We start from the raw sequence: 18,188 nt of genomic DNA, 5'->3' as shown, positions 1-18,188 counted from the left end.
GCCCTAATCCTTGGAGTATGCTCTCATAAGGTTAATATGGAAATCTAAGATATACCGAGATAATAAGAGATAATTGGTTTAAATTAAGGGAGGAATTATGGTTTCTGAAATAAGAAAAAGGCTTCTTGAATCAGCCGAGGATGGATACAGGACATTTACAGCAGGACTACTTCCTGGAACTGAAAATATACTGGGTGTCAGGCTTCCCAATCTCAGAAAAATTGCCAGGGAAATTGCAAAGTCAGAATGGAGAGCGTATGTCGAGTCAGCAGATACTTTGTATTATGAGGAGACCATGCTCCAGGGCATTGTGATAGGGTACGCAAAAGCTGAAGCTGAAGAAAAGCTTGAGCTGGCCAGACTATTCATACCAAGGATAAACAACTGGGGTGTATGCGACAGCTTCTGCTCCGGTCTCAAATTCACCTCAAAGAACCTTGGACTCGTCTGGGACTTCATTTTACCATATGCGGCTTCAACTGAAGAATTTGAATCCCGCTTTGCCTTCGTGATGATGCTGAATTATTATGTCAATGAGGAGTACATCGGCAAGGTACTGCTATCTGCATCAAGACCTGCATCGAACAGATACTATGCTGTTGTTGCTGCAGCCTGGACGCTTTCCATTTGCTATGTCAGGTTTCCCGAGAAGACTCTTCCAGTTATTAAAGATGAGAGTATGGATGATCAGCTTCGCAGGATGGCAATCCGAAAGATTATCGAGTCAAGGCAGGTGCCCGATTCAGCGAAGGAATTGGTAAGGATGCTCAGAAAGAAATAAAAATAGGACCTATCAGCAAAATGCCTGCACCCCAATCCGGAGTGCAGGCATTTTATATTATCATGATTCTATTTTACAAGGTCGAATGACTTGACGATCTGGTCTGGATTGGCTCCCATACCCATATTGTCATTGCTTGCTGCCTTGAATGACCATCCAAAGCTTTCAAGCTTAGCGATATCAAGTCCTGCATCTACAAGCGGTTCAGCTTTAAGTACGAATACAAGGTCCTCAGGCTGAGCCTTCAGATCATCCGCCCAGACAACCTCGTAGCCTTCACCCATGAATAGCGCGAAGTGATCCTTCTCCTCATGGTATGCCAGGATGTCTTTGTCAGCTGCAGCTATCTTTTCCATTGCTTCAGGTTCATCCTTTGCTTCACCCTTCTCATCAGCGACATTCCAGGTCTTGATCAGAAGTGCTGGCGTGCCGTGAGCCGGCTCAGCCTCTACGAAAAGCCATTCTGCCGGATCAAGCTTTGTAACATCAAGTCCTGCATCAATGAATTCCTTTGCCGGCATTACCATTGCAAGGTCGGCCTTGTTAGCTCCCATATCCTTGGACCACTCAAACTTTTCACCCGAGCTCAGTGCAAAACCATAATGGGACAATTCACCATGGAAGCCTACGCTCTTGGAGTCAGATGCTAGAACTCTTTCAAAAGCCGCTAATCCTGGAGCCTTTTCTTTAACAGGCTCAGCCTTCTTTCCGCAGGAAGCGAGTACCGTAGCTGATGCGACAGCTGCTGCAATTATTACAAATATCTTTCTTTTCATGAATAACCTCCGTTTTTTGAATACATTATGTATTCTAAACGGAGGTTATGGAGGAATTATGGAGATTTCTTAACTACCTTCTGTTCCTTCTTCTAACGTCATTCTTCATTCCAATGATATGCGGAGGTTCAAGAGCTTTTCCAAATTCATGCAGCCTTCTCTCCGCCGCATGGAATACTGTCCCGTCAGGATATGTCCCATCCTCTTTAAGCTCACCGGCAGGCATACCAGTCAGGACTTCAATTCCCTCGTCTATGTCCTTGACCGCATAAATGGTAAACTTCCCGTTCTTTACTGCATCGAGAACTTCATCCTTTAGCATCAGGTCATCAATATTCTGCACCGGTATCATGACTCCCTGTGTTCCTGTAAGGCCTCTTGAAGCACAAATGTCGAAGAAGCCCTCAATCTTTTCGGTAGCTCCTCCTATCGGCTGTATCTTGCCCCTCTGGTCAACTGATCCTGTGACTGCAATATCCTGCCTTAGCGGGATTCCAGACAGGCTTGATAATATGGCATATAGCTCAGTGCTTGAAGCGCTGTCTCCGTCAACTCCCTCATAGGACTGCTCGAATGTGATCTGTGCTGTGAAGCCAAGAGGCTTCTTCTGAGCAAACTTACCGCCAAGGTAGCCTGACAGAGTCAGAACTCCCTTAGTATGGATCTGACCGCTCATCTGAGTCTCTCTCTCGATATTGATTATTCCGCCTCTGCCGGAATAGGTCCTTGCAGTTATTCTTGAAGGCATTCCGAACATGTTGCCTCCGGTCGAAATGACAGATAATCCATTGATCTGTCCGACCTCTGAGCCTTCAGTCCTGATAAGCATCTTCCCTTTAAGTATATGCTCCTGTATCTTTTCCTCAATGATCCCTGCCCTGTATTTCTTATGCCTGATTGCAGTGTCAACATGGGATGCACTTACTTCGGAAGTCTTGTCCCCCTTTGCAAAGGATGCTGCCTCATATATTATCTCAGTCACTTCATTGAATCTTGTGGAAAGCTTGTTCTGGTTTCCGGCAAGCCTTGAACCATATTCTATTATCTTTGCCACAGCATCCTTGCCAAACGGCAGCAGGTCATCCTTATTGCAGGTAGCCGCGATGAAATCGGCGTACTGGCAAATGTTTGTCTGGGTCCTTGGCATATCCACGTCAAAATCCACCTTAACCTTGAACAGCCTCTGGAAGTCGTCATCGAGGGTATAAAGCAGATAATACAGCTGAGGATTGCTTATGACGACTATCTTCAGGTCAAGCGGCAGCGGTTCAGGCCTCAGGGTACCTGCAGGTATGAGCCTGTACTGTTCGCCAATGTTCTCGACAGCAGTCTCCCTGTACTTCAAGGCCTTCTTGAGAGCTTCCCATACATATGGGTCTGTCAGGATGTCCTTTGCCTGTACTACCAGATATCCTCCATTGGCTCTATGTATCGCTCCAGCCCTGAGCATTGTGAAGTCAGTACTTACAGACAGCATCTGACTCCTGTATTCAAGCTTTCCGAACAGATTGTAATAAGTAGGATTGGATTCTATGATGACTGGCGCTCCCTTGCACCTCTCATTGTTTACGAAAAGATTGACCTTGTACCTCACGAACGGGTCGGTCTCCTCCTTGAAGCCCTGGAGGGTCTGAGGCATCTCCGGTGCTTTTGGAGCTTCACCCACTCTGAAGATGTTGTAGTTGTCCACAATATCTTTAAGTACCATGAACAGATATTCCACAATCTTCGGGACATCAGCATATTTTATCTTTAGAACTCCCACGCTTTGGGCCGCAACAGACATGGCCACTTGCCTTTCAAGCTCCGTCATCTCTTCCCTGGCCTGCCTTTCGAGCTCCTGTCCCTGCCTCATTGACTCATCCAGTCTCTTCATGAGTTTTCTGCCCTTTTCATCGAGCACTGCCCTCTCCTGCTGAGTGAGCTTTTCATACTGGTCCTGCGGCATGGGTACGCCATCCTTTACAGGTATGAACACGAACCTCGGAGGCACCTGCTTCATGGTGAAGCCTTCCCTTTCAGCCTCCTTCTCCACATTTCCGTAAAGCCCCTCCATGGTCTCCTGAAGATTTCTCACTATGGCATCTCGCTTCTGCTCATAGGCCCCCTGTTCGAATGCTTTAGGCATTGATGATTTGAGCTCATCAACAAGAAGGTCCATGTCCTTCTGGAACGACTTTCCATGTCCTGCCGGAAGCGATACTGCAACAGGCCTGTCCTTGTCCAGGAAATTGTTGACGTAGCACCAGTCCCTGGGTGCAGGTCTCTTGATTGCAGCCTGCTGGAGTATGGTCTGGGTATATGTGCTTCTTCCAGTACCATGCTGGCCAACTACAAATATGTTGTAGCCCGGCACATCCATCGACAGTCCGAAATGCATCGATTCCACTGCCCTGTCCTGGCCTATGACTCCCTCGTAAGACGGAGCCTCCTTGGGTGAACCGCAGGCACTTAGTTCCTCGCTGCAGTCGCAGATTTTTCTCAACTTTTCCTGTGGCACCCTGAATCTGTCCAAGCTGTCCATATCCTTCACCTCACATCAATTCTTCCTGATTCCATTATCAGTTATTGAAAACCATTTCTCAACTACGTCAAAAAGAAAAGAGGCTCAAAAGAGCCCCTGTGCCTGTTTCCGGAAATGTAAAACTTTGATGAACTGCAGTTTTCCCCTATTTATCGCCTTCGTACCGGTATCTGGACCTCTGTGAGCCATTCTGATTCGTCTTCTCTGTTCCATATTCCGTCGATATAGCTTTCACGCGGATTGTCTGCAGCTTCAAAGCCGTTTTCCTCAATGAACCTGAAGGCGTATGCATATGCCTTGCCAAGGCTGCTGTAAGGTCCTTTATGCATCACGCATACCGCAGGTACTCTTTCCATCTTTTTGAATACCACATCGTCAAACTCGACTCCGACCTTGTCCACCGCTTCGCAGTACTCAATATCGATGTCCTTTTCCCTGTATTCTCCGGCATGGTAGATTATGAAGCTGTATTCCGGAATCACGCACTTCAGGTCAGGATTATACTTCTTAACTTCCTCTCCCAGCTTAGGTATTACGCTGAAATATGCATCGTAGTCAGGCACCACCATCCTCTTTGAATAGACGATACATTCTGGAAGCTCCTTTGTTACAGCCTGGTATTCCATAAAATATTCCTCCTTCAGGTGGGCAATGAGGGTTTGGATCCTCTTTATCCTGTCACTGACCGACTCCTGCTCTTTCGAAAGTTCTGCAAGCCTTCCTCTGAGTATGCTCTGAAGGTCATCACCTTCGAGGGCTCGGCCTATCTCTTCGAGTGACAAGCCTGCCTGCCTGTACGCAACGATCCTGCTGAGCCTTGCAAGCTGTTCAGTGCTGTATAGCCTGTATCCGGTATCCCGGTCTACTGATGCAGGAATCAGCAACCCCAGCTCGTCATAGTGCCTCAGAGTCTTTACAGTTGTCTTAGCCAGTTTGGAAAAGTCACCTATCCTGTACATTTCTCCCTCCTGTCATAATGCTACAGCCTCCCCCAGCGGGAGAGTCAATACCTTATGTGCGGATTCATTATGCTGCTTCCAGATATGGCTTCAAGTCTCATGATCGTGATGCTGCTCCTGCCAAAATCAATCAGCTTGTCCCTTCTCATCTTATCCAGTTCCCTGCTAAGCGAAGTCCTGTTTACACCCAGCCTCTCTGCAAGCTCCTTTTTTGTAAGGTCCAGCCTGATGACCTCAGACCTCTGCCTTTTATATTCTATTTCCAGAAACTCCATGATCTTCTGCCTTATGGTCTTCATGGAAATGGCTCCCAGCTTATCAGTCAGAAGCAGCGTCCTGTCAGATATTTCCATGAGAAGCCATTCAATGAAATGAAAGCTTACCCGTCCCATTTCCAGTATTGTTTCGCGTGGTATTGAAACCAGCGAAGACCTGATATCTGCAACAACAGTCATGGGGTATTCGTTTTTTGAAGAGAAAATAAGGTTCATCCCAAGAATCGAACCTGGGCTGAATGAAGCTACTCTCAGCAGGCTTCCATCCGCACCTATGCTTTCAACTGTAATCTTTCCTTCCAGGACTACATCCATTGAAGTACAAACATCTCCCTGGAGGTGAACCACCTGACCTTTGCCTAACTCCCGTATCTTCATGCCCCTGATCATGGGAGCAAGATCCTCATCACTGAACGAGCTGAACATCGGCATTCTCTTTAGTGCATCTGCAATTCTTTCCGTAGACATTTATGCCTCCAAACAAGTGTTGCCTATGCAACACTCTTTCCGGATTTTTTGAAGTATACTGATTTCCAATAAAGAAAAGGAGCATGAGAATATGATTGAAAAACTCTACAACTTTGCACTCGGCGATGAAAAGAAGATCGAGAAGATAATCGATGACGATGCAGCCCTGATAAATCATTTTGTGTTTCCAAATGGTGCAGGACTGCCCGAACATTTTTCCAACTCTAATGTGTATATGATCATCGTGAGCGGAACATTGTCTCTTCAGCTTGGCGACCAGGAAACCCACAAATATCCTGCAGGAAGCATTGTGAGCATACCTAACAACATTAAGATGAACGTAGGAAATTCTGACGACGAAGTTCTGAGCATGTTCGTGATTAAATCCCCAAGCCCAAGACTATACAAAGAGTCATAACCACAAGAGCCGGAGAATCTAAGTGATTCTCCGGCTTAACTCATTATGTCGCAAAACACTTCCATTCGAGGAATCTTCACTTCCCCTTGCTGTTTCCAGCTCCCAGTGAATCTATGCATTCCGTTATTATCCTGATGATTCCGGTTCGTCCAGGCGCTTCCCTGTCGTACGTGACATAAGTAGTTGTAAATCCCTGAAGCAACATGTTTATGAATTCCGCCATGTCTTCAGCGCTTCTGTCAGACCTTATTCTTCCATGCTTTTGACCGCTTTGGATGATCTCAAGTATGATCCCTCTAATAAGGTCAGGATCTGTTGAGGCCCATTTTTCATACTCGTCGATCCTCACCTGCATGAATCGCTTGTATAGCTGATAGACTCTGGTTGAGGAGTATTCAAAGTAATGGTCGAAAAACAATCTGAGAGCTTCAAGCTCATCCATTGAAGCCAGATTTTCCTCATAGAAGGTCTGAAAATGCTCATTAGACCTGATGTACCTGTCCTTAAGCAGCTCGTTCTTTGAGCTGAAATAATGATAGAAGGTACCAACTGTTATATCGACCTCTTTGCATATGTCTCTTATTGTCATTGCATCAAATCCAACCGAGTCAACCATCTTGTCCACTGCGGACCTAATGGCCTCAAGAGTTGCCTTGTGCTGCATCTGTCTCATATTCAGCTTCTTTTCCATATACGCCACCTCAAACTGCAAACGTTCACTAAACACATTATACCCTATCCAGCTAATTTTACAAAGGAAAAGCGATATCACTAGTATACACACAGGGGATGCATTTTCGTAAATATTAGTAAATTGGCAACTCAGGTCTTGTATACCTTACGTGAAATATTTATTATGATCAATAATTCCTCGTATAGAGCCAAAAAACCAGCCTAGAAAAATTCTCAGCTGGTTTTTTCGGCCATTAACCGCCCATTCCGGTTATAATTCCCCAGCATCCGCCAGTTACCAGAAGGCTTATGGCAAAGGATGCCGCTGCAAACCACAGAGCCGACCTCGAGCCTTTTCTTTTCGATACACTGCCTATTGCAATCGACAGAGGTATCCATATGAAAAGCCCTGCAAGAAGCATACTTCCCAGGATCTCACTGAACTCCCCTACATCTCTTCTGAGCAGCATAAGAAACAGGGCGATAAGCAGGGAACTGGCTACGAGCCCGATTGCGCCGAGTAAAAAGCCTAAACTGAACTTCCCGTTATTTTCCATATGTTTCAACCCCTTTCCTTCGTTCAACCATCATTCTACCAATTACGAACATTATTCCAGCAAGGCTTACAAGCTGATACACTGTAAGCCCAACCCAGATCCTTTCATTAACCCTTGCGAACTCTATGAAAAATCTGAATATGAAGTATGAGATCACATACCACTTGAAAAGTATTCCAGGTCTCATCTCCTTTCCTCTGAGCTTGTGCAGAATTATAAATGCTATGAAATGGAATCCGGACTCAGCAAGCTGAGCAGGAAACCTCGTCAAACCATCTCCGAAGTCAAATCCAAAGGCACATTCAACTCCATAGCAGCATCCATTCAAGAAACACCCTATCCTTCCCACAGCCATGCCGAGGGCTACAGCAGGCGCTATGATATTGCCCATCCTCAGCTTTATGCCAAGGATCCTTTTTACCAGCATCACTCCGAGCATTCCACCGACAAGTCCTCCGACTATTGATTTACCGAACAGGATCGACTCAAGGTCTCCGCCTTCAAGTATAAGCGGTATCTTTGAACCAATAAGACCGAAAATCAGTCCGCTTGAGACGATCTCAATCACACCTTCTCCTTTGACGTTTCTTGTCCTTGCATCCAGGAGGTAGTATGAAAGTCCCAAGGTTATGCCTAACCCTACAAACAGGGCATATGAGCTGAAGCCGTATATGTTCGGAAGTATCCCGAAGTTATCTGGCCTGAAATGAGAATCAAGCATCTTTGAATTTCCTCACAAGCTTCCCTACCCTGCAGCAGCTCCCTGAGTTCATACAGTTATAGAGCTTCAGTGCCGAGCAGAATCCGAGTGCTGCCGAGGTCTTAAGTACAGCTAGGAATCCAGTCATTATCCAGCCTGCGTTCCCTTTGGTGAAGTATAGCAGAAGCAGACACAGCCCGCTTACCACAGCACCTACGATATGTGCGAACCTTATTCCCTTTTCGTCTACTATGACCTGGTCGGTTGGAAACAGCCTTTCTACGGTTGCTGTGTAAAGCACTATGAGAGGTGCCTTCCTTACCTTGAGGAGTGCCGAGAGCACAAGTATGATGAACCCGGCAAGAACCAGCTCACGGCTGCCAAGAATTATTGCTGCCCAGAAAATCACCGCTACCGTATACCTGCAGAATGCAAATGCGCCGTTTGATATGGAGACCGGTTTGAAGCCTGCCATGGTTCACCTCCAAAACTTGGGGAAAAACATCCCCACTCTTTTACTGTAATTCGCATATCTTTCAAATTCCTGCATGAGGAAGATTTCCTCCTGCTTTGCCCTGTAGTACATGAACGGAATGAATACAAATGTGGTGAGCAGCGCTGATGCCCAATTCAGATAGGCCAGGGAACCTCCATACATCATCACCATAAGGGATGAGTAAAGGGGATGCCTTACGATTCCGTAGAGACCTGTTTCCACCAGGGTCTGGTCCTTGTATATCCTTACATGGTCCGCCCAGTTGCCTTTGAGGGATATCCTTCCAAGGATGTTCATCGCCGAGCCCAGAGCAACCAGGATAGTTCCTGTCATCCTCAAAGCCCTTACAGCAGTTGTTCCCTGAACATCAATGGCGCCTATCCGTGTCCATATGACAATAAAATATACTAAATAGAATAAGGTCATTGTTCCTGTAGCCACTATGGACCTCTTCTCTTTCTTGACGCCTCCCTTCTTTTCAAAAAGCATGAAATCCATGACTATCGCTGCAAACAGCATGGTCACACTTGAGGAGATCGCCATTGTCATTATGTTCTCAAAGGTAATACTCATCGTATCTCCCCCTGTGAAGCATGTTGAAGGCTGAGAAAGGCATTCTCCTTAGATCCGGGGTTATTACATGCACGCAGTCCTTCTGGATCGACTTCATGTCGAAGTTCCACGCATCTACAAATGAGCTCACACTAATCCTGAATGTATTCTCATCGACGAACTTCATCTTGTTTTCCCTGGATTTGAATATGAAGCCTTTGGGTATGTGCCTTTTGATGTCAGCAAGAAGGTCGCAGCAATCGGTCAGTCCGAAGGTTGCGTCTTCATCCTTTAAAGACTTAAGAGTGTCCTCAAGAGTGAATACGAAGGTATTGCCTATGAGGTTCCTGTACTGGCTCATATCCTTGCCTCTCGTTATCGGTATGAATGACCCATTTTCCTTGAAGAGGTACGTAAGGGCAACCCTATCAACATCGCAGGGCAGTGGCATGAAGTCCGCCATCTTAAGTAGACCTCCGGTCTGCTCCTCTATCCTCTTTAATATGCCAGACAAAGTGATCCTGTTCCTTTCGCCTGAATACCTTCCGAAATATGCCACTGGCTGGAAATTGACTCCCCTTACATATTTTTCATCCATTCCATATAACAGAAGCTGACCTATGATGCCAGCATTGATACCCTTATCCACTGTACACACGAGTGTCGCAGGCACTCCATGCTTTCCAAGATTGGCTATGGCTCTTTTCTTTACATCAAGAAGCGGCCTGCCTCTCATTCGCCTGTATACCTCGTCATCAAGGCCATCGAACTGAAGGTATACCTCGAAGCCTCCCTTGAAGGCTCCCAAAGCCTCGACGAATTTCTCATCCTCAGCTATCCTCAGGCCGTTCGTATTCAGCATGACATACTTGAAGCCCTTGCCTTTGGCCATGGATATTATCCTGAGGATCTCAGGATGCATGGTTGGTTCCCCTCCGCTTATCTGGAGTATCTCTGCCTTCCCATCCTCTGATGCCATGTAGAAGTCCATCATTTTTTCTATTGTTCCAAGGTCAAGGTCTCTGCCTTTCCCTGCCTCAGCAAAGCATGTGGGGCAGCTCATGTCGCAGCGCCTAGTGATCTCCATTAGCCCTATGCAGGTATGCTGGTCATGGGACGGGCACAGTCCGCAGTCATACGGACACCCCTTGTCGGCCTTTGTCTGACAGGTGCTTGCTGTTCCTGGCTTGTCGTAGTCACTCTTATGGATATGCCAGTTCACATCCTCTTCAAGAAGTTCAAGACTTTCCCCGTGAGTGGGACATTGCCTTAATATATATGCACCGTTTGCGTCATATACTATCTTTCCGTCTACAAGCTCCATGCACTCAGGACACATGGTCCTGGTGTAGCTATCATAGACGTAATCCCTCTTTTTCCCCATAGATTGGCCGCCTTCCGCATGTTCACTGCAATTTGCATTCCTTACAAAAATTATACAAAAGCAAAAACGAATTCGCAAACATATTCAGAATTTTTCGATATTTATCTATATTATATAGGACTTTACATACTCCCATTCAGATGGGGCTATAGGGTGCGATTCGTTTTTCCAGTTCCCAGCCATACCCCACTGCGTGGCAGTGAGTTCGAAGTGGCACATTGCTATACCGATGTCGTTCAGCTGCAGGTCATAGGTTTTAAGACCATAGCCTTTGTCCCTTGAAAGATAAAAATGACAGCCTTTTGGATCAGTGATGACTCTCCAAGGCTGCTTGTTTGAGGCAGAAGGTCCAAGTCTGACCATTTCAAGAGGTATCCTGAAATCTCCAGCCTTATCCTTCTCGAGCGGATTCAATGTACTCTCGTGGAAGAACAACTCATTCCAGGGCTTTCTGGTATCAGCTCCAACCATTACCCTTATAGAGGAATCAAGTAAGCTGAACCTATCCTTTCCATATCCCACTGGCGAGACGATCGGTATGTACTCAGATGATCCAAGGTCAAGTCTTACTTCGAAGTCTTTCCTGTTGAACGATCCTCCAAGCCAGCAGGTATCAAGTCCCAGGTCCCCGAGATGAAGTACAGCTGTCTCGAAAAGTCTGCCGATTTCAACCGGATCGTTTCCTTCTCTTCTGGCAATTACTGCTATGTAATCAGTTGCTCCGCTTATCATCCCGTAGGTCCCAACCCTTTCGCTCCCCCTGGGTCCTTCTCCTCCGATATATTTAAGCTGAAATGCTGAAGTGGCGATTCTCTCCACATCCCTCAACATTGCAATGATTTCAGCCATAGCATCACTCTCTATTTTCCTGTCCGAATAAGACCTGCAGGACTTTCTTTTCCTTATGATATCTTCTATATCTGTGTTGAATACTCTCAAGCCAAACCCTCCATTCTTTTCTCAATTCTGCAAACCAGAAACTCGATCCAGCTTGAAGGCCCTTTTTTCTGACCGAAGTCCCAGCCTTTCCATGCCTTCCACTCTGATTCCGGCCTGTAGCGGCCGTCTTCTCCCCGCTTGCTCCTGATCAGATCAACCATTTCCAATAACCTTTGATCTTTTCTTGCAAATTCAAACCTTGAAAGTATGTCGGCGACATTCATGATGTCATACCATACAAATGGTGCCTTCAGCTTTCTGAAGTCATCGCCCATATAAAATATGTATGGGTGCTTCACCCTGCTATTTTCCCACAGGTCAAGGATACATTCCACGCCATTTTTCGCCTCATCACTATCCTTATAGTCGTCGAATGCGGAAATAAGCTTCAGCATGATTATTGTTGCATACGGACATGGATCATCCTTCCTTCCAGGTCCTCTGAAGCCTCCAAGCTCCTCGGAAACAGTGCATGGCCAACCGCTCGTCCTTGCAATGGCAAGAAGCTTCATGAATCCTGCCCTTACCAGCTTGTCCTCAGGAGACACTATCCTAGCAAGAGAATACAGCGTAGTTGGTGCATCGCAGAGAGCCCATGCTTCCTTTACCTCTCCTGTGCCTCCATACCTTTCAGGTATTAGGGATGGAAGCCTCGGAATTCCATCCGGATGAATGTATAGAGCAACTTTATCAACTATCTCCTTCATCCCCGGATCTTCCTTGTCCATTCCGATTTCAGCAAGGAATGACAGCCTGTGGTATGCCTGTCCTGCGCTTTTATGGCTGGACAGCACTTCACCTGGCCAACCTGAAAGCTCTTCTACAAGCCCCCTGACCAAAGGGTCATGAACCATCCTCTTTCTCGCTGCTTTTGCATCAGGATCATCTGTGCCCATTCCAAGGATGTCTTCCATGGTCCTGTACACTGTCCAGGGCTCATTTGAATTCAGGAGATAATCTATATCGCACATATTCTACCTCATATATTTTCTAACTGATCCCTCAGGAAGAGAGCCGATTATAGTATGCTTGACCGAGCCTCTTCTTACTGCAATCTTCTCAGCTTCCTTCACCGCAAAATGGGACAGAATTATTCCTGCAAAAAGAGCTGCGCCTGATACCTGCGCCTTATACTCCGAAGGAGCAGCAATATATGCGATAACAACTGAAAGAAGCATTGCTGCAAATGAGATACCATACCTCTGGATCTCGTTTATTGATCCTTTTCCCTTCTCCACAAGTATTTCAAGCAGGTCTCCTGCCTTCATTTCCTCATGAGCCTTTACCTTTATGACGTCGGACTCTATATAGCAGCCTGCTGAGCATTTCCTGCAGGCGTCCCCACAGGGGAGTACTCTCTTCACCAGTATCTCAGCATGCCCCTTTTCAATCTTCAGTACCTTTCCCCAGTGTCCAGCCATCCTATCACTCCTAAAATCATTTGATATCTGCATTATTGTCGTACCCGTAGTTCTCCCAATATCCCTTATAAGTATTGTTGTCTGAGAGCTCAATCTCCGTTACCCATCTCGCCCATTTGTACCCAAGCTTGTCTTCTGCAACCACTATGAACGGGAATCCAAGCGATGGCGGAAGCTCGACACCATTTGATGAATACGCAAGGATCATATCCCTTTCCAGAATCGTGCTTAACGGCATTGATGTGGTATATCCGTCATAACATCTGAAGATAACCGTATTTGCGCTGTTCTTTGCAATTGCAAGGTCTATCAGTGACTTTATCCTTACACCCTTCCACAGGACTGTAGCGTTCCAGCCCTCCACGCAGTTAAGTATTATAAGCTTCTCAAAGGCTTCCATCTCAAGTACGTCATCATAGCTGATTGCAACCTCCTGGTTTACAAGTCCCTTGATCTTCAGGGAATAACCCTCAACAGGGACTTTCTGGATACCCTTTATAGAGTTGTCCCTTGGACCTATGGCAGGATCCAGCCTCGCTCCCTTGTACTCCTTGATTTCATTGGCTACATACCTTTCTTCAGTAGGCTTTGACATAACATCCGGCTCCTGCGGTTCCTGACTCTTATTAGTGCAAGCAGAAAGTAGAAGGAATACGGCTGCAGCAGCTGCGGCTATCCTGATCCTTTTCATCTCAAACCTCCTGGGAAGAAAAGCAAAAGCATCCCTATACTTGGATTATACACTCAATAGTAAGTCCAATCATTGACGAAGTCTTGTGCAATTGCTAATAATTTGTTACATTCGTTAAAATAATGAAAAATGCGCCAATACCGCAATTTGCAGTATCAGCGCATTCTCAAAAATGATTCCCGTTCTCGTAGTAAGAGGCTTCATTGAATATGGTGAATATGACATCGACGTTAGGATAGCCCGCTGACTGGACATGCTGAGTTATTGCCTTGGCAGCCATGTCCTGCAGCTCCTGACCTCTGTCAAACCATCCCACTTCAACAATAGGAGGGCCTTCAGCTTCGGTTCCATCTGTTATGTAGACCGAGCTTATAACCTCAAGTGTGAAATATTCCCTCGGACTTCCTGTAATCATCTGTAGTTCATCAACAAGAGCCTTGCTGAATGTTTTTACATCACTTGATCTTATTGCGTTGAATTTCAATATCGGCATATTCCAACTCCATTCCATGCTGAACAAAATGCATGACTTTCTACAAGAAATATACCACCTGATTCAGGCTTTAGTCCATTCTACCAGTTCAGTTTCTGTTGCAAGCACCCTATGGGTTCCACCAAGGCTTCTCATTTCGCCCTTGTTGTAATCAATACCGCTGGTGCCATAATCATAAGCAAGTGCGATCCTCTTCTTCTCTGCATCTGGATTCGGTTTTGGAATGGCGGATAGCAGAGACCTTGTGTAGGGATGGACCGGATTTGAAAATATTTCCTCAGTGGTTCCGGTCTCGAGCAGGTGTCCGTAGTGAAGAACGCCAATCCTGTCAGAAATATACTTAACCATGGACAAGTCGTGTGCAATGAAGAGGTACGCTATGTTTGTCTTCTTCTGTATATCCTTCATCAGGTTTACAACCTGAGCCTGAATTGATACGTCCAGTGCGCTAATTGCCTCATCAGCTATGATCAGGTCCGGATTCATTATGAGGGCTCGTGCTATTCCTATCCTCTGCCTTTGTCCACCAGAGAACTGATGAGGATACCTGTTTGCATGCTCGTGAGACAGGCCAACCATTTCAAGTATCCTGTATACCTTCTGCTTTCTGTCTTCCATGGAATCATACTGCTTGTGAATGTCGAGACCCTGGGCAATGATATCCACTACTTTTTTCCTTGGATTTAACGACGCCATAGGATCCTGGAATATCATCTGCATCTTCATCCTGAGATTGCTCCAGTCATTTGTGCCAAGCTTTCCTGAAATGTCCATCCCGTTAAAAAATACCTTGCCATTTGTCGGTTCATACAGCCTTATTATTGACCTTCCGATTGTCGACTTGCCGCTGCCTGATTCACCTACAAGACCATAGGTCTCGCCGGGATATATCTCGAAAGATACTCCGTCCACTGCCTTTACGGTGAATTTTCTGCTGACCCTGAAATGCTGCTTGAGGTCGACAACCTCCAGCAGAGGCCTCCTATTTTCCATTCTTTTCCCCCTCCTCAAGCATCGCCCTGATCCTTGTCTTCAACTGGACTGGCATCTCTACCTTGGGCGCTGACTCATGAAGCAGCCAGGTGGCGGCATAATGCGTATCTGTAACTTTAAACATCGGAGGCTCCTTCTTGAAGTCTATGTTCAGTGCATAGATGTTCCTTGGAGCAAATGCATCCCCCTCAACCTTCTTTAGAAGATTCGGAGGACTTCCGGGAATCGTATAGAGCAAGTCATCATGAACCTCAAGGTCAGGCATTGCCGAGAGCAGTCCCCAGGTATACGGATGCCTGGGATCATAAAAAATCTCTTCTGTCGTACCACTTTCGATTATTTTACCCGCATACATGACCGATACGTTGTCAGCGACCTTCGCAACAACTCCAAGGTCATGTGTTATGTAAATTACGGAAATTCCCATCTTCTTCTGTATGTCCTTGATAAGTTCCAGTATCTTGGCTTGTATTGTTACATCAAGAGCAGTTGTAGGCTCATCGCAGATCAGGAGCTCCGGATCGCAGGCCAGGGCTATTGCTATAACAACTCTCTGCCTCATGCCGCCGGACAGCTGATGCGGATAATTCTTCATCCTCTTCTCAGGATCTGAAATTCCGACAAGCTTCAGAAGATTCAAAGCCTTCTCGTGAGCTTCTTTCCTGGGAGTGTTGAAATGATAGATCATGCCCTCCATTATCTGGGCTCCGACTGACATGGTTGGATTAAGAGATGTCATTGGATCCTGAAAAACCATCGCAATATGTCTGCCGTTGATCCTTCTTCTCATCTCCTTTTTCTTGAGCTTAAGAAGATCCTCAGTTACCTGTCCGGTCTCGTCAGTGTGCGTGAACATGATGGTACCGCTGTTTATAGTCTCATTTCCGCTGAGTATTCCCATGACAGCTTTTACCGTCACCGATTTCCCGCTTCCGCTTTCACCAACTATCGCAAGCGTCTCTCCCTTGCAGAGGGTTAGGTCGACTCCCCTTATAGCCCTCACCTCTCCCGCTGATGTCTGGAATGATATGGACAGATTCCTTATATCAAGTATTTTTTCTTTTTCCATATCTTCACCTACATTTCCTTCATCTTCGGGTCAAATGCATCTCTCAGGCCGTCAGCAAGCAAATTGAAGCTGAGCATGATGACAGCAAGCACCACTACCGGAAACACTATCATGTACGGATGAGTGGTAAACGACTTGAATGCATCGCTGATAAGGCTGCCCAAGGAAGCCATTGGCTGTGGAACTCCAAGTCCGACAAAGGCAAGGAATGCCTCTGTGAATATTGCATTCGGAATCGAAAACATCGACATTATGATAAGCTGTCCGAAAATGTTCGGCAGGATATCCTTGAAAATAATGAAAAAGTCCCTTGCACCCAGTGTCTTCGAGGCAAGGATGAATTCCTGTTCCTTAAGCTTCAGCACCTGAGCCCTTGCAATCCTGCTCATGCCTATCCATCCAGTTATTGCCAGCGCAAGTGTTATCGTTCCAAGTCCTGGCTTAAGGACGATAATAAGCAGTGTAACCAGCACAAGAGTAGGTATTCCATTAAGAACCTCCACGAACCGCTGCATCAGCATGTCCACGGTTCCACCAAAGTAACCTGATATCAGACCGTAGCTCATTCCAAAGAGCATATCCACAGCAACAGCTATGAATGCAATATAGAGTGAAATCTGTGTTCCTGTCCAAGTCCTGGTGAATATGTCCCTGCCAAGCACATCTGTTCCGAACCAATAGTAGGTTTTCTCAAGACTTGGGTTGGACTTATACTTGTTGACGACTATTGTTCCTGTCGAAGTACCCATTGTCTCAGTGCCATCGAATACACCAAAGCTTTCGATGCCTGGTATCCTTGGAGCCAGGTTCTGGTGCGATATTATCTGTGAGTCATAGGTATGCTCGTTCATTCCCGGTCCCACTGCTGCCATAATAACTATCAGCGCGATGAACACAAGTCCCACCAGGGCACCCTTGTTTTTTTTGAATCTTGAAAGAATGTCTTTCCAGTAAGACTGGCTGGCATAATTTTCATCGATATAATTTTCATGGTCATTTCCAGCCAGCTCAAAATCCTGAGGCGAGTATTCATATTCTGTATTATTCATGCCCTGCCTCCTTTGCCAGCCTTATCCTCGGATCTATAACCCCGTAGAGTATGTCGACCACAAGCATTATTCCGATATACATGGCGCTGTATATGAACGCGAGGGTTATTATCACATTGTAGTCATTGGACTGGATTGCAGTAACGAGAAGACTTCCTATCCCAGGTATCGAGAACAGCTTCTCTATGACCAGGCTTCCCGTCATTAGACCTACCACTAGCGGTGCAAGAACTGTGATTATAGGTATCAGTGCATTCCTCAAAGCATGCTTGAATATGAGCCTGAAGCTGTCTATCCCCTTGCTTTCAGCAAGCAGCATATAGTCTGAGCCAAGGACCTCCAGCATCTCTGTTCTTGTGAACCTGGCGACGGTCGCTATCGTAAACATGCTGAGTGCAACAGTCGGCAGTATCGTTGACTCGAATGGTGCCGAAGCCTGATATAGAAGAGGGAACATCTTAAGCTTGAATCCAAGTGAGTATATCAGGGCCATTGCAAAAACATAGGATGGCAGACTGACCCCTATAACTGAAATAGCCGTAGTTATCGTGTCAAATATGGTATTGTGCTTGATGGCTGCAATTATTCCAAGGCAAAGACCTATTATTGTTCCGATGGACACAGCCTGACCGCCGATCCTGAGGGAAATAGGAAGCCTTGACTGCAGAAGTGATGATATCGGCGTGTTCTTGGATATCGTATAGGATACTCCAAAATCACCAGTGATCATTGCTTTCAGATAATTGAAGAACCTTATGAAAACAGGCTTATCCAGCCCATACTTCATGTTTATTATCGCCCTTTGCGCTTCTGTAAGCTTTTCATCATTAAATGGAGATCCAGGCATTAGCTCCAGCATGACAAAAAGAATGAACAGGATCACCAAAAGAGTAATGGCCGAGACCCCAATTCGTTTCAAAATGTATTTTTTCAAATTACCACATCCCTGATGATGATTGCTTTCGACCAAA

21 protein-coding genes are annotated in these 18,188 nt (G+C 46.0%); 2 read left to right on the top strand and 19 right to left on the bottom strand.

What is annotated here, in order from left to right; genetic code table 11:
* The first annotated feature begins 97 nt into the window (after positions 1-97).
* Positions 98-781 (top strand): DNA alkylation repair protein, encoded by a 684-nt coding sequence (locus tag J2Z34_RS13770; RefSeq protein WP_209460444.1) that lies wholly within the window; start codon positions 98-100, stop codon positions 779-781.
* 68 nt (positions 782-849) lie between these two features.
* On the opposite strand, the gene J2Z34_RS13765 is transcribed toward J2Z34_RS13770, so the two are convergent.
* The 4 genes from J2Z34_RS13765 to J2Z34_RS13750 all read right to left on the bottom strand — a co-directional run bounded on the left by J2Z34_RS13765 (position 850) and on the right by J2Z34_RS13750 (position 5,783).
* Entirely contained in the window at positions 850-1,557 is a 708-nt protein-coding gene (locus J2Z34_RS13765; protein ID WP_209460443.1) for a hypothetical protein, read from the bottom strand.
* A 73-nt stretch (positions 1,558-1,630) separates the two neighbouring features.
* On the bottom strand, positions 1,631-4,081 hold the full coding sequence (locus J2Z34_RS13760) for a Lon protease family protein (RefSeq protein ID WP_209460442.1): 2,451 nt from the start codon (positions 4,079-4,081) through the stop codon (positions 1,631-1,633).
* Between the two features lie 149 nt (positions 4,082-4,230).
* The gene (locus J2Z34_RS13755) at positions 4,231-5,040 is read right to left on the bottom strand and encodes a MerR family transcriptional regulator (protein WP_209460441.1); all 810 of its coding nucleotides are present in this window, start codon (positions 5,038-5,040) and stop codon (positions 4,231-4,233) included.
* Between the two features lie 44 nt (positions 5,041-5,084).
* Positions 5,085-5,783 carry a Crp/Fnr family transcriptional regulator gene (locus J2Z34_RS13750; protein WP_209460440.1) on the bottom strand — a complete coding sequence of 233 codons (699 nt, stop codon included), beginning with the start codon at positions 5,781-5,783 and terminating at the stop codon, positions 5,085-5,087.
* A gap of 91 nt (positions 5,784-5,874) precedes the next feature.
* Here J2Z34_RS13750 and J2Z34_RS13745 point away from each other — a divergent pair, with 91 nt between their 5' ends.
* The gene (locus J2Z34_RS13745; RefSeq protein ID WP_209460439.1) at positions 5,875-6,201 is read left to right on the top strand and encodes a cupin domain-containing protein; all 327 of its coding nucleotides are present in this window, start codon (positions 5,875-5,877) and stop codon (positions 6,199-6,201) included.
* 76 nt (positions 6,202-6,277) lie between these two features.
* Here the strand turns inward: J2Z34_RS13745 and J2Z34_RS13740 are convergent, their stop codons facing one another.
* The 15 genes from J2Z34_RS13740 to J2Z34_RS13670 form a co-directional block, all read right to left on the bottom strand.
* Positions 6,278-6,892 carry a TetR/AcrR family transcriptional regulator gene (locus J2Z34_RS13740; RefSeq protein ID WP_209460438.1) on the bottom strand — a complete coding sequence of 205 codons (615 nt, stop codon included), beginning with the start codon at positions 6,890-6,892 and terminating at the stop codon, positions 6,278-6,280.
* Between the two features lie 235 nt (positions 6,893-7,127).
* Positions 7,128-7,430, bottom strand: coding sequence for a hypothetical protein (locus J2Z34_RS13735; RefSeq protein ID WP_209460437.1), 303 nt, complete (start codon positions 7,428-7,430; stop codon positions 7,128-7,130).
* Positions 7,420-8,151, bottom strand: a complete 732-nt coding sequence (locus J2Z34_RS13730) for a prolipoprotein diacylglyceryl transferase (RefSeq protein WP_209460436.1) — start codon at positions 8,149-8,151, stop codon at positions 7,420-7,422. Before J2Z34_RS13730 ends, J2Z34_RS13735 begins: the two co-directional genes overlap by 11 nt.
* Complete coding sequence (locus J2Z34_RS13725; RefSeq protein ID WP_209460435.1) at positions 8,144-8,605, bottom strand: DUF4395 family protein; 462 nt, start codon at positions 8,603-8,605, stop codon at positions 8,144-8,146. Before J2Z34_RS13725 ends, J2Z34_RS13730 begins: the two co-directional genes overlap by 8 nt.
* Before the next feature lie 3 nt (positions 8,606-8,608).
* Entirely contained in the window at positions 8,609-9,199 is a 591-nt protein-coding gene (locus J2Z34_RS13720; RefSeq protein ID WP_209460434.1) for a methyltransferase family protein, read from the bottom strand.
* Positions 9,183-10,562: a radical SAM protein gene (locus J2Z34_RS13715; protein ID WP_209460433.1), complete on the bottom strand. Its 1,380-nt coding sequence runs from the start codon at positions 10,560-10,562 to the stop codon at positions 9,183-9,185. The genes J2Z34_RS13720 and J2Z34_RS13715 overlap by 17 nt, the downstream gene beginning before the upstream one ends.
* Positions 10,563-10,667: 105 nt before the next feature.
* Complete coding sequence (locus J2Z34_RS13710; protein ID WP_209460432.1) at positions 10,668-11,501, bottom strand: nitroreductase family protein; 834 nt, start codon at positions 11,499-11,501, stop codon at positions 10,668-10,670.
* Positions 11,498-12,472 carry a hypothetical protein gene (locus J2Z34_RS13705; RefSeq protein ID WP_209460431.1) on the bottom strand — a complete coding sequence of 325 codons (975 nt, stop codon included), beginning with the start codon at positions 12,470-12,472 and terminating at the stop codon, positions 11,498-11,500. Before J2Z34_RS13705 ends, J2Z34_RS13710 begins: the two co-directional genes overlap by 4 nt.
* A gap of 3 nt (positions 12,473-12,475) precedes the next feature.
* Positions 12,476-12,922: a SoxR reducing system RseC family protein gene (locus J2Z34_RS13700; RefSeq protein WP_209460430.1), complete on the bottom strand. Its 447-nt coding sequence runs from the start codon at positions 12,920-12,922 to the stop codon at positions 12,476-12,478.
* Between the two features lie 16 nt (positions 12,923-12,938).
* The gene (locus J2Z34_RS13695; RefSeq protein WP_209460429.1) at positions 12,939-13,613 is read right to left on the bottom strand and encodes a molybdopterin-dependent oxidoreductase; all 675 of its coding nucleotides are present in this window, start codon (positions 13,611-13,613) and stop codon (positions 12,939-12,941) included.
* A gap of 166 nt (positions 13,614-13,779) precedes the next feature.
* A complete protein-coding gene (locus tag J2Z34_RS13690; RefSeq protein WP_209460428.1) occupies positions 13,780-14,106 on the bottom strand; it encodes a DUF1904 family protein in 327 nt (108 codons plus the stop codon).
* Between the two features lie 63 nt (positions 14,107-14,169).
* On the bottom strand, positions 14,170-15,099 hold the full coding sequence (locus J2Z34_RS13685; RefSeq protein WP_209460427.1) for an ABC transporter ATP-binding protein: 930 nt from the start codon (positions 15,097-15,099) through the stop codon (positions 14,170-14,172).
* Positions 15,089-16,168 carry an ABC transporter ATP-binding protein gene (locus J2Z34_RS13680; protein ID WP_209460426.1) on the bottom strand — a complete coding sequence of 360 codons (1,080 nt, stop codon included), beginning with the start codon at positions 16,166-16,168 and terminating at the stop codon, positions 15,089-15,091. Before J2Z34_RS13680 ends, J2Z34_RS13685 begins: the two co-directional genes overlap by 11 nt.
* Before the next feature lie 8 nt (positions 16,169-16,176).
* Positions 16,177-17,217, bottom strand: a complete 1,041-nt coding sequence (gene opp3C, locus J2Z34_RS13675; protein WP_209460425.1) for an oligopeptide ABC transporter permease — start codon at positions 17,215-17,217, stop codon at positions 16,177-16,179.
* Positions 17,210-18,151: an ABC transporter permease gene (locus tag J2Z34_RS13670; RefSeq protein ID WP_209460424.1), complete on the bottom strand. Its 942-nt coding sequence runs from the start codon at positions 18,149-18,151 to the stop codon at positions 17,210-17,212. Before J2Z34_RS13670 ends, opp3C begins: the two co-directional genes overlap by 8 nt.
* Between the last annotated feature and the right edge of the window lie 37 nt (positions 18,152-18,188).

The sequence above is a fragment of the Youngiibacter multivorans genome (genome assembly GCF_017873395.1).
In the GTDB taxonomy this organism is placed as follows: Bacteria; Bacillota; Clostridia; order Clostridiales; family Clostridiaceae; genus Youngiibacter; species Youngiibacter multivorans.
Note: the sequence above shows the minus strand (reverse complement) of the source record. Positions and strands in the feature narration are given on the sequence as shown.